This is a genomic window from Microbacterium sp. F1-18 (genome assembly GCF_052921305.1).
Genome location: NZ_JBREVD010000001.1, coordinates 550,884 through 562,896 on the forward strand (window position 1 = coordinate 550,884; position 12,013 = coordinate 562,896).

General features: G+C 71.2%; 7 protein-coding genes. 5 read left to right on the forward strand and 2 right to left on the reverse strand.

The genetic code is table 11. The features are described 5' to 3' along the window. Window positions 1-7: 7 nt before the first annotated feature. From ACU6RU_RS02620 to ACU6RU_RS02630, 3 genes are read left to right on the forward strand one after another with little or no spacing between them, the layout of a single operon-like run. Window positions 8-1,447: an aldehyde dehydrogenase (NADP(+)) gene (locus tag ACU6RU_RS02620; protein WP_446725828.1), complete on the forward strand. Its 1,440-nt coding sequence runs from the start codon at window positions 8-10 to the stop codon at window positions 1,445-1,447. 48 nt (window positions 1,448-1,495) lie between these two features. Next, window positions 1,496-2,467: a serine hydrolase domain-containing protein gene (locus ACU6RU_RS02625; protein ID WP_120263501.1), complete on the forward strand. Its 972-nt coding sequence runs from the start codon at window positions 1,496-1,498 to the stop codon at window positions 2,465-2,467. An 8-nt stretch (window positions 2,468-2,475) separates the two neighbouring features. Next, window positions 2,476-4,734, forward strand: coding sequence for a beta-galactosidase (locus ACU6RU_RS02630; RefSeq protein WP_446725829.1), 2,259 nt, complete (start codon window positions 2,476-2,478; stop codon window positions 4,732-4,734). A gap of 201 nt (window positions 4,735-4,935) precedes the next feature. On the opposite strand, the gene ACU6RU_RS02635 is transcribed toward ACU6RU_RS02630, so the two are convergent. Together ACU6RU_RS02635 and ACU6RU_RS02640 are read right to left on the reverse strand one after the other, a co-directional pair. Next, on the reverse strand, window positions 4,936-8,826 hold the full coding sequence (locus ACU6RU_RS02635; protein WP_446725830.1) for a glycoside hydrolase: 3,891 nt from the start codon (window positions 8,824-8,826) through the stop codon (window positions 4,936-4,938). Window positions 8,827-9,047: 221 nt separating this feature from the next. Beyond that, window positions 9,048-10,091: a LacI family DNA-binding transcriptional regulator gene (locus ACU6RU_RS02640; protein ID WP_446725831.1), complete on the reverse strand. Its 1,044-nt coding sequence runs from the start codon at window positions 10,089-10,091 to the stop codon at window positions 9,048-9,050. Between the two features lie 111 nt (window positions 10,092-10,202). Between ACU6RU_RS02640 and ACU6RU_RS02645 the strand changes: the two genes are divergently transcribed. Beyond that, complete coding sequence (locus ACU6RU_RS02645; protein WP_289330849.1) at window positions 10,203-11,126, forward strand: carbohydrate ABC transporter permease; 924 nt, start codon at window positions 10,203-10,205, stop codon at window positions 11,124-11,126. Beyond that, window positions 11,123-12,001, forward strand: coding sequence for a carbohydrate ABC transporter permease (locus ACU6RU_RS02650; RefSeq protein WP_120263506.1), 879 nt, complete (start codon window positions 11,123-11,125; stop codon window positions 11,999-12,001). Before ACU6RU_RS02645 ends, ACU6RU_RS02650 begins: the two co-directional genes overlap by 4 nt. Window positions 12,002-12,013 lie beyond the last annotated feature (12 nt).

A 12,013-nucleotide genomic window follows, 5' to 3' on the forward strand; every position in this document is an offset into this window, starting at 1 on the left:
AACAGCGATGACCACGACCCCCGATCGCATCGACGAACTGACCGCCGCCGCGGCAGCGGCAGCCCCGATCTGGCGCGATTCGGATGCCGCGACCCGCGCCGCCTGGCTGCGCGCCCTGGCCGACGCCCTCGACGGGGCCGCCGACGAGCTCGTCGCGATCGCCGATCGCGAGACCCGCCTCGGCGAGACGCGCCTGCGGGGCGAGGTCGGCCGCACGTCGGGACAGCTTCGGCTTTTCGCCGCTGTCGTGACAGAGGGGTCCTTCCGCGAGATCACGATCGACGACGCCGACCCCGCCGCGACGCCGCCCCGCCCCGAGCTGCGCCGCATGCTCGTGGGGGTCGGACCCGTCGCGGTGTTCTCGGCGTCGAACTTCCCCTTCGCCTTCTCGGTGTGCGGCGGCGACACGGCCTCGGCCCTCGCCGCCGGCAACCCCGTGATCGTCAAGGCGCACTCCGGGCACCCCGAGCTCTCGCGCCGCACGGCCGAGATCGCCGCCGAAGCGCTCCGCGGTGCGGGCGCCCCGGAAGGCTCGTTCGCGCTCGTCGAGGGCCGCGAGGCCGGCAACGCGCTCGTGCAGCATCCTCTCGTCCGAGCAGCGGGGTTCACCGGCTCGGTATCGGGCGGACGCGCCCTGTTCGACCTCGCGTCGGGGCGCCCCGATCCGATCCCGTTCTACGGCGAGCTCGGCAGCGTGAACCCCGTGGTCGTCACGCCCGCGGCCGTCGCGGCCCGCGGCGACGAGCTCGCCCGCGGACTCGTGTCCTCGTTCACGCTCGGCGCGGGCCAGTTCTGCACCAAGCCGGGCGTCGTGTTCGTGCCCCGCGGCAGTGGATTCGTCGAGGCCGTCGCCGGCGCAGCCGCCGGCGCGACCGGCGGCCCGCTGCTGACCGACCGCATCACCGAGGCCTTCCCGTCCGGGATCTCAGCGCTCGAGGCCGACGCGTCGGTGCGCGTGGCGGCGGAGGGCGTCGCGGGCGAAGGGGCACGCCCCGTCGTGCTCGTGTCGGACGTGTCGGCCGTCGCAGCCCGCCCGGAGGTCCTCCTCGAGGAGTGCTTCGGCCCCGTCACCCTCCTCGTCGAGTACACCGGAGAGGACGACCTCCGCGCAGCCCTCGCCGCCGTGCCCGGAAGCCTCACAGCCACCCTGCACTCCGAGCCGGCCGACGATGTCGCCGCGACCCTCGCTCTGCTGCAGGAGCGTGCCGGCCGTGTGCTGTTCGCCGGGTGGCCGACCGGTGTCGCGGTGACCTGGTCGCAGCACCACGGCGGGCCGTGGCCCGCGACCACCTCCCTGCACACGTCGGTCGGAGCCACCGCCATCCGTCGCTTCCTGCGCCCGCTCGTCTTCCAGGACGCGCCCTCCGCCCTGCTGCCGCGCGAGCTGCGCGACGACGCACTGCCCGGCATCCCGCACCGTCGCAACGGCGTGCTCGCGCTCCCGTAGCCGGTCGGGCTCCTCGCGGACGGAAAACGCTTCCCGTAGGCTGGCGCGATGACCTCGAGCTTCACCGCTGCGTTCGATTGGGCCCGTCGACATGTGGGAGACGGCCGGCTGCCGTCCGCGGTCGTCGGCATCGCGGACGCGCGCGGCATCCTCGCCCTCGACGCCGTCGCCGCCGACGTCGACGACCGGTACGCGCTCTTCTCGATCACGAAGCCGCTGCTCGGCATCTCCGCCGCGCGCGCCATCGAGCGCGGCCGGCTCACCCTGCAGACGCCGCTGACCCGCGCCCTGCCCGACTTCGGCCAGGATCGGGACGACACCGTTCGCCTCTCGCACCTGGTGAGCCACACGAGCGGCATCAGCGAACCGCCGCTCGACACCCGCGTGCCGCTGCGCACCGAGCTCCTGACCCGCGGCCGCGACTTCTCCGCGGGCACGGCCTCGCGGTACTCCACACTCGCGTTCGAGGGTGTCGCGGCGCTCGTCGAGAGCGTGAACGGCCACACGTGGCACGATGACATCGCCGATTGGGCGTCGGGCATCGGTGCCGACGGCCTGTCCGTCGACCTCGACGGCACGGCACCGATCGCGGATGCCGCCCGAGCGGGCGCAGACATGGCGGCCTTCGCCGCGCAGCGCAACCCCGGGGCCGGCCTCGCCGGACGGGCGCACGACCTGCTCGCCCTCGGAACCGAACTGCTGCGGATCCACGCCGGCGCCCGCGACGGCATCCTCTCACCCGCGACCCTCGCGATGATGCTGCGACCCCTCACCGGCGACATCCCGCGCTTGGAGCCCTACCCGGCCGAGCGCGGCCAGGACTGGGGGCTCGCCTGGAACCTCCGCACCCGGGCTCCCGGGCTGATCGATCGCGACGCCTACGGCCACGGCGGCTGGGCGGGAACGGAGTTCTGGGTCCACCCGGGCGCGGGCATCGCGTGGGTGCTGCTGACCAACCGCGCGATGCGCCCGGGCGTCGACATCGACGAACTCGACAACGCGATCATCGGAGCACGGTGATCGAGCCCGTGACCGCGCCCGTGACCGCGCCGCTGACCGTCCGCCACGTCGCCTGGCCCCACCCCGAGCGGCCCGCGCCGCTGCCCGCTCCCCACGAGCGCGCCCGCGGCATCTCCGTCACCGATCGCGCCCTGTACCGCCACGGCGAGGGATGGGTGCCGGTGTCGGGTGAGGTGCACTACAGCAGGCTGCCGAGGCGTCGCTGGCCCGAACGGATGCGGCAGCTGCGCGCCGCCGGCGTCTCGGTCGCCTCGACCTACGCCTTCTGGAACCACCACGTCGCCGAGCGCGGACGGCCCCGCTTCGACGGCCACCTCGACATCGGCGCGTTCATCGACGACGCGGCCGCGGCCGGACTCGACGTCATGCTGCGGATCGGGCCATGGGCGCACGGCGAGGCACGCCACGGCGGCTTCCCCGACTGGGTGCAGGAGATGCCGGTCGCCCACCGCAGCGACGACCCCGCGTACCTCGAGCTCGTCCGCGAGTGGTTCGGTCAGCTCGCCACGGCCCTCGACGGCCGCGCTCAGCCGGGTGGCCCGGTCATCGGCATCCAGCTCGAGAACGAGCTCTACGACCGACCCGAGCACCTCGTGACCCTTCAGCGCCTCGCCCGCGAGGCGGGCATGTCGGCACCCCTGTGGACGGCGACGGCCTGGGGCGGGGCGATGCTCCCCGACGGCGACGTGCTGCCCGTCTTCGGCGGTTACGCCGACGGCTTCTGGGTCGATCCCGGCGCACCGTGGGACCCGACGTTCCGGGCGCACTACTTCCCCTCGCACGACTGGGACGACCCGGGCGTGGGCGCGGACGTCCGTGCCAGCCAGGGCTTCGCCGCGGCGAGCGCCACGACCGATCTGCACGGCTTTCCACCGGCCACGTGCGAGCTGGGCGGAGGCATGGCCACGGCGTATCACCGGCGTCCGGTCCTGGCCGGGCGCGACGTGGCCGCCCTCGCGCACGTGAAGATCGGCAACGGCTCCGCATGGCAGGGGTACTACATGTTCGTCGGCGGCCGGAACCCGGGTCCCGGCCTGCAGGAGACGATCGACACCGGATATCCCAACGACATGCCGGAGTTCGGGTACGACTTCCACGCGCCCATCGGGCAGTCGGGCGACCTCGCCGAATCGGCTCCGCTGCTGCGCGCTCAGCACGCCTTCCTCTCGGCGTTCGGCGACCGCCTGTCCGGCATGTCGTCGTCGCTTCCCGACGTCCGCCCCGCGTCGCTCGACGACGGGACGACCTTGCGGTGGGCGCTCCGTTCTGCGGCCGACGAGGGCATCGTCGTGATCTCGCACCACCAACCGTTCGACCAGGTCACGGACGCGACCGACGTGCAGCTGCGCGTGGTCCGCGGCGACACCGAGACGGTCTTCCCGTCCCGGCCGGTCACGGTGCCTGCCGGAACTCTCGCGCGATGGCCCGTCGGGCTCGCGGTCGGGCGGGCGCGCATCGCCTGGGCGACGGCGTCCCTCGTCACGGTCCTCACCGGAGCGCCACGCCCCACGCTGGTGCTCATCGAAGACCACGGCATCCCCGTCGAGATCGCGGTCGGCGGGGATGCGCCGCTTGATGTCACGCCCGGGCACCGCCCGATCCGCTTCGATGACGTCGACGTCGTGGTGCTGCCCGCGTCCGATGCCGACCGCCTCTGGGTGCGACCGGGCGCACACCCCGAGCTGTGGCTGACCGACGGTGAGCTCGCCTGGGATGCCGACGGCACCCTCGGGCGCGGCACCGTCGAGGCCCAGCGGTACGACCCGCACGCCCGGGAGTGGTCGACCGCCACGGTCGCGGCCGACGCATCGGCCCCGCCCGCGGCGGGGAGCGAGCGCGCGTCGGTCGAGCTGCTGCGCGAGCCGCACGCGCCACCCGCGGACTACGGCTTCGGCGGACCGCGCCACCGCGCCCCGTCGGCCGAGGCGTTCCGCGAGCGGGCGGCCCGCTACCGGGTGCACCTCCCCGCGGCGTCGCTCGATCCCGAAGCCGATGCCGCGCTCGACCTCGACTGGGCAGGCGACGTCGGACGGGTCGTGGTCGACGGCCGCGTGGTCGACGATCGTTTCTGGGACGGCACGCGCTGGTCGCTGTCGCTGCGGGATGCCGGAGCGACCGCGACCAGCGAGATCATGGTCGATGTGCTGGCGTTGTCTCCCGCCTCGACGATCGCCCTCGCCGCCGGTGCGGTGTCACGGCGAGCCGACGCTGCGGCGACATCCCTCCGAGCCACGGTGCGACTGCGCCCCTGGCAACGGCTCGCCTGAGGGTCCGGCAGCGCCCGGCAGCGCCCGGCGAGGTAGGCGAGGTACGCGAGCTCGGAGAATGACGCGAAAACCGGATGCTGCGCGGGCTGAGGCTCCAAGAAGCGTGCGATTCTCCGAAGACGGCGACACCGGGGGGCTGCGTCGCGACGAAGCGGAGGCCGTGCCGATCGGCACGACCTCCGCCGTCAGGCCCTCAGGCGCTCAGGCGTCTCGGGCTCCGACGCGACGGCGACGGAGCACGAGCGCTCCGGCGCCGAGCATGAGCAGCGCGAGCGCGCCGAACACCGTCGCGGCGATGTCGGCATCGCCTCCCGTGCGCGCGAGGTCGCGGGCGTCCCTCGAGGCAGCGGAGCCGTTCGCGCCCGCCGACACACCACCCGAGCCTGAGCTCGAGCCCGGCGTTCCCGCACCGCCGTCGGTGCCGCCGTCCGTGCCGCCGCCCGTTCCGGGATCGACGACGGGGGCGGTCGGAACGATCGCCGCCGAGCGAGCGCTGCCGTCGATGAAGCCGGGCGCCTCGGCGATCACCTCGACGGAGATCTCGCGCCCCTCGTCGGCGGTGGCCAGCGCGTAGCTGTCGCCGACGGCGCCGTCGATCGCGACTCCGTCCCGCATCCAGACGTACCCGGATGCCGCGTCCGCCGGATCGGTGGCGGCCACGGCACGCACGGTCGAACCCACGCGGGGCTCTCCCGACACCACCGGCGTCTCGACGCCGACCGCGCGACTCACCGTCACCGAGTACGTGCGCGAGGCACCGTCGGGAGCCGTCACGGTCACCGTCCCGGCACTGCTGACCACGTCATCGGCCGCTGCCGCGGCATCCGCCGCCATCAGCTGCGCGTCGCCGGCCCCCTCCTCGCCGGGCTGGGTCACGACGATCGTGGCGTCCTCGTCGACCGCGACCGCATGGAGCACAGGCCACGCCGACCCCGTCGAGGTGACGGCGTACTCGAGCGTGTCGGGCGAGAAGCCGTCGACGGGCTCGTCACCGACCGTGAGGCGTGCCAGATCCGCGACTCCGGCCGGCGCGGGCGCTGCGGCGAAGATCTCGACCTCCGACACGATCATGTGCGTGTCGGGGCGAGCGTTCATCACGACGCGGACCTCGTCTGCGGCGCCCGCGACCGGGACCTCGACGCGAGGCGCACCCGTCGCGAGCTCGGGCACCGTGACGAGATCACCCTCGATCCAGTCGCCGCCGCTCACACGGTGGTCGACCCGGATGGTCGCGGGCCAGCTCAGGGAGCTGCCGTCACGGTAGAACTGCACGGCGACACGCGTGAGGGTCTCGCGCTGCGCGAGGACGTAGCTCAGTGCGTCCTGCGGGTTCTTCGTGCCAGACCGCCAGTTCGACCAGCCCTTGTCGGTCGAGCTGCCGTTGATCGTGTTGCGCACGTCGTACTGCGCGCTCTCGGTGAACGTCGCGCTCGGGGTGCTCTCCGGGGCGACGTTCCGCTCGGACGCCACCGTGACGATCACCGTCAGGCGAGCATCCAGCTTCTCACCGCTCGGGCCGGTCGCGACGCCGGGAACCGACACCGTTCCGGGCCCCGCGAACGCGTCGTCGGCGATGCCGTCCCACGTCCACTCGACCGGGACCGAGAAGCCAGCTCCCGAGGGGCGCAGCTCAGCCTGCACCGTGGTGTCGGCCATGCTCCTGACGGTGTCGAGGGCACTCCCCGCGGGCACCGTGATGGATGCCGGCCGCGTCGCGGTGTATGCGCCGATCTCGACCGTCGCGGTGGCGTCGAACGAGCCGCCGAACAGCTCGGTTCCCGTGCCGCGAACCTCCACCGAACCGGCGCGCGAGAAGTCGACCCCATCGAGCTGCCAGGTCACCGGCGCCGTGCGAACGATCCCTCCCGTGTACCGCACATCGACGGTCGCGGGCAGAGTCGGGGCGACGCCGACCGCGGTGGCGACCGTGACGGGCTCGGTGCCCACCACGCTCGTGCTCGCGATGCGCCACTGCTGGTTCCCGCCGCCGTTCGAGGTCCACAGGCCCACTGCGGCGCCCGACGTCGTGCTGCCGCCGTTCACGTCGAGGACGCGCTCCGCGGCGACGTTCAGCACCGAGTAGTACGTACCGTCCGTCGTCGAGGCCATCCATTGCAGTGCGGGATCGGCCGCGGCTGCCGCCGGGTCGGCATCCACGAGCGCCGTGGCCGTGCCGCGCGAAGCGAGGAACTGCCCCGAACCGTTCTGCAACGTGAAGCGGTGGCGGTTGGTGCCCGCGCCCTCGATCGTGCGGGCGGTCCAGGCCTGTCCGCGGGCGGCCTCGGCCGTGGTGGCGAGCGAACGGACCGCGAGAGTCGAGCTGCCGTCGAGGGCGAGCCCGCTCTGCAGGCCCGTGAGCTGCACCGTCTCGCCGTCGCGGAAGGCGGCGGCATCCGATGAGACGCCCGAGACGCCGTCGATCACGAAGGTCACGACCGACTTGGCGGGAACCGTGAGGGTGGCGGTGCGGGATGCCGCATCCACGGCGACCGGCTGCCCCTGCTGGAGTGCGTTGACCGAGGGCTCCGCCGCCGTCGACTGCGTCGTGACGATCGGGGTCACCGTCGCCCCGGGGGCCACCGTGCCGAAGTCGCTCAGGTCGATCTCGACGGTGCGGTCGGCGGCCTCGGCGTTGACGTGCACGATCGTGGCGCCCTCACCGTCAGCGTCGATCGCCGCGGTCGACTGCGCGTCGTCGGTGGCGATCAGCCGGTCGCCGGGGGTGATGTAGTGGGTGAAGTTGCGGACGGTGTTGAACTTCTCGTTCGTCAGCACCTTGCAGGAGGGGTCGGCGTCACCGTCGCGGAGCCGACGCTCGGACTGCCCGTCGGCGTTGCAGTCGAAGTCGATGAAGACGCTGCCCCAGTTGAGCTTCTCGACCTTCTCCATGTTGTAGAGGTCCTCCACCGGCTGCCAGAACACCCAGGCATCCGGCTCGAGCTCGCGCAGGTCGCCGACGATGTGCTGAGCCATGCCGAGGCCGTTCTCGATGTCGTCGGTGACGAAGCCCTTGCTGCGATCGGTCCAGTTGCCCTCGACCTCGCTCATCCACAGCGGCTTGTCGGCGGCCTTCGCGATGTCGCGGACGACCTGGCGCCCACCGGTGCCGTAGGTGTGCACGTTCAACTGGTCGACGAGGTCCTTCGCCTGCGCCGACCACGTGTTCCAGTTGGTCGCGAAGATGCCGGGGTTGGTCTCGTCCATCGCGGAGATCACGGCATCCGTGTTCGTCCCGGGCTGCGCGAGGCGCTCGGCGAGGGCCGTGATCATCGCGTCCTGCGCCTGCGGACCGATGTGCGCACCCTCCTGACGTCCGCCGGTGGGCCAGGTCGCGCCGTCGGGGATCTGGGTGGACCAGTAGTTGGTGTTGGGCTCGTTGAACGGGTCGATCGTGTCGAACGAAATGCCGTGGGCACGCTCGAGCTCATCGACGACGTTCACCAGGTAGCCGGCGAACTTGTCCATGTCGGCAGGGGCGAGCTGCTCGCTCGTCGCGTCGTTGATGCCGCCCGAGACGTAGCCGCTCTGCGTGAGGAAGTACGGCGGAGAGTTGCTGAACGCCTCCCAGTGCGTGACCTTGTCCTTGAGGGCTTCGAGCCACCAGCGCTGCGCCGCGTCCTGCGAGAAGTCGTAGGCGTCCGGGTCGTCGGGATCCCAGGCATCCCGGTAGCGGTCACGGTCCGCGAAGGTCGACGTGATCGCACCTTCGTCGTCGGTCGCCTGCAGGTCGGGGTTCCAGAACCCGGGCACGGCACCGCCCGGTCGCAGGTAGGGCGGGACGTCGGAGGCGTTGCCGCCGCCGATGTTGTACCGCGCGATGTTCAGATTCAGCCCGTCGTCGCCGAACACGGCGTCGAAGAGGTCCTGCCGGACGTCCTCGGGATAGTCGCCGGTCGCGTTGGCGAACCAGACGAGGCTCGTCCCCCACCCCTCGAAGGGCTTCTCGGAGGCGGTGGCGGGATTCGGGGTGATGCGCACGGCGGCGGGACCCGCCGCCTGCGCCGGCGGGGGCGTGGCAGCCGCCGCGGCGGTGAGTCCGCCGGCCGCGAGCGCAGCGGCACAGGTCATCGACAACAGTCGAGCTGACTTCATCGTCATTCCTATCCGGTCGCTCCGATGCGACCTCAGGGGGTGATGTTGACGTAAACATGTTGACGTCAACAGCGAGCCTAAGCGACTCCTGTGCGCGGGTGCAATGGTGCGTTCCTCACGACGAAACTCGGACGATCACGCAAAAGTCGGAGCGAATGTCGCGAACGGCCCGAGGAAGGCGCGATTCTCCGAGCTTGGCGGGCCGGGCAGTCCGGCCCGAGCTAAGCGCGGGTGCCGGAGCTCGCGCGCACGACGAGCTCGGTCGGGACGAGCGTGCGCTCGGCCGGCACCTCTCCCCCGTCGATCTCGGTGAGCAGCGAGCGCACGGCCGCCGCACCGATGCGATCGAAGTGCTGGCGCACGGTCGTCAGCGGCGGCCAGAAGTTCGCCGACTCGGGAGCGTCGTCGTATCCGACCACGCTGATGCTCGCCGGAACCGGGCGGTCGGCCTCGTGCATCGCCCGGAGCAGCCCGAGCGCCATGCGGTCGTTGGCGGCGAAGACCGCCGTGACCGCATCGTCCGCCGCGAGGGCGCGGCCGATCTCGTAGCCCGACTCCGCCGTCCAGTCCCCGACGTGCACCTCGGGCACCCGCGCTCCGCGCGCGACGAGCGTGTCATGCCAGGCGGCGCGCCGGCGCTCTGCGGCGAACGACTCGCGCGGCCCCGAGATGTGGTTCACGGTGTCGTGGCCGAGGTCGAGCAGGTGCTCCGTCGCGAGGCGCGCCCCCAGAGCCTGATCGTTGTCGACGACGGGATAGGGGTAGTCGGCGCTCGAGTCGACCACGACGACGGGCAGACCCGTCGGCAGCGCGAGCTCGCGCTCGCCGAGCCGATGGGTCTCGATCAGGATGATGACGCCGTCGACCGCATGCTCGGCCAGGCGCACGAAGGCTCCCGAGACGTCGGACTGCGTCGCCGACTGCACGGTGATGACGGTGAGCGAGTACCCCGCCTCGGCGGCGACGGATGCCACGGCGTCGAGCGTGCGCGTGTTGCCGTAGCTCGCCAGCGAGAACATGATCACGCCGATGCTGCGGAAGCGCCCCGAGCGCAGCGCGCGGGCCGCACTGTTGGGGCGGTATCCCAGCTTCGCCATCGCATCCTGGACGCGGGCGCGGGTGTCGGGGTCGACATTCTCGCGGCCGTTCGCGACGCGCGACACCGTCTGGCCCGACACCCCGGCCATCGCGGCCACGTCTGCCATCGACACCTCGCGACGCCGCGGCCGTGTGTCCGGGCCTGCGGCTGGTCGTGCTTCACCCATGCCCGGATCCTCCTCGATGTTGACGTTGACATGCTAGCGTGCCCGAGTTATGTTTACGTCAACATCCGCGCTCAATCGGCGAGCGCCTGCATCACAGAAGAGGCACGGACGATGACGACCACTACGGCACCCCCTCCGGCCGTGCGCACCGCGCGGAAGCGGCGGCGGATCAGCGTCGAACAACGCGGATGGCTCTTCGTCGGCCCGTTCGCCGTCGTCTTCGCCCTCGTCTTCCTGGCTCCCCTCGCATACGCGCTCTACCTCAGCTTCTTCCGCGAGCAGATCGTGGGCGGCAACGCCTTCGTCGGCTTCGAGAACTACCTGACGGCGTTCGCCGACCCGAAGCTGTGGGACGGCTTCCTCCGCGTGCTGCTGTTCCTGCTCATCCAGGTGCCGATCATGCTCGTGCTCGCCCTCGGCGCGGCCCTCGCGATCGACAGCGCGCGCCTGCACGCCTCGGGCTTCTACCGCATCATCATCTTCCTGCCCTACGCCGTGCCGGCCGTCGTCGCCGTGCTCATGTGGGGCTACATCTACGGCGACCAGTTCGGTCTGGCCGGGAACATCAACGACCTCCTCGGCGCCCAGGTCCTGCGGCCCTTCCTGCCCGAATGGATGATGGTCTCGATCGGCAACATCGTGACGTGGCAGTTCGTCGGCTACAACATGCTGATCTTCTACTCGTCGCTCAAGACCATCCCCGGCGAGCTGTACGAGGCGGCATCCCTCGACGGCGCCGGCGCGTGGCGCACGATCCTCTCGATCAAGATCCCGGCCCTGCGCGGCTCGATCGTCATCGCCACGATCTTCTCGATCATCGGCAGCTTCCAGCTCTTCAACGAGCCGAACATCCTCAAGCCCCTGGCCCCGAACACCATCACGACGTTCTTCACGCCGAACATGTACGCGTACAACCTCTCGTTCGCCGGCCAGCAGTACAACTACGCCGCAACCGTCGCGATCATCATGGGCGTCATCACGGCGGTCATCGCCTACGTCGTCCAGTTGCGCGGATCCCGTCAGGAGATGCGATGACCGCCCCCGCCCTCGCCCGCAGCACGCCGTTCGCCCGGCGGAAGTCGGTCGTGCTCACCATCGTGATGAGCCTGTTCATCCTCTACACGCTCCTGCCGCTGTTCTGGCTGGTCATCAACGCCACCAAGACCCAGGGCGATCTCTTCACGACCTTCGGGCTGTGGTTCGGCGACAGCTTCAACCTGTGGAACAACATCGTCGAGACGTTCACCTACCGCGACGGCATCTTCCTGCGGTGGCTGGGCAACACGCTGCTGTATGTCGTCGTCGGCGCGGGCGGGGCCACGGTCCTCGCGACGATGGCGGGCTACGGGCTGGCGAAGTACAACTTCCGCGGTCGCAAGGCGGTCTTCGCCGTCGTCATCGGCGCCGTCGCCGTTCCCGGCACCGCCCTCGCGGTCCCCACGTTCCTCATGTTCAGCCAGCTGGGCCTGACGAACACCCCGTGGGCGATCATCATCCCCTCGCTCATCAGCCCGTTCGGCCTGTACCTGATGTGGGTGTTCGCGAGCGACGCGGTGCCCACCGAGCTGCTCGAGGCCGCTCGCATGGACGGAGCGAGCGAGATGCGGACCTTCTTCACCATCTCGACGAAGCTCCTCATGCCCGGCATCGTCACGGTGCTGCTGTTCGCCGTCGTGGCGACGTGGAACAACTACTTCCTCCCGCTCATCATGCTGAGCGATCCCGCCTGGTACCCGCTCACGGTCGGCCTCAACCAGTGGAACGCGCAGGCCACGGGAGCCGCGGCGCAGCCGATCTACAACCTCGTGATCACCGGATCGCTGCTGTCGATCATCCCCATCGTCGTCGCCTTCCTCATGCTGCAGCGCTTCTGGCAGTCCGGCCTCAGCGCCGGCAGCGTCAAGCAGTGATCACAACCGAGA

Bases quoted from the DNA above. Each gene is read 5' to 3' on its own strand.
- ACU6RU_RS02620 (WP_446725828.1), top strand. From the start codon at position 8: ATGACCACGACCCCCGATCGCATCGACGAACTGACCGCCGCCGCGGCA.
- ACU6RU_RS02625 (WP_120263501.1), top strand. From the start codon at position 1,496: ATGACCTCGAGCTTCACCGCTGCGTTCGATTGGGCCCGTCGACATGTG.
- ACU6RU_RS02635 (WP_446725830.1), bottom strand. From the start codon at position 8,826: ATGAAGTCAGCTCGACTGTTGTCGATGACCTGTGCCGCTGCGCTCGCG.
- ACU6RU_RS02640 (WP_446725831.1), bottom strand. From the start codon at position 10,091: ATGGGTGAAGCACGACCAGCCGCAGGCCCGGACACACGGCCGCGGCGT.
- ACU6RU_RS02645 (WP_289330849.1), top strand. From the start codon at position 10,203: ATGACGACCACTACGGCACCCCCTCCGGCCGTGCGCACCGCGCGGAAG.
- ACU6RU_RS02650 (WP_120263506.1), top strand. From the start codon at position 11,123: ATGACCGCCCCCGCCCTCGCCCGCAGCACGCCGTTCGCCCGGCGGAAG.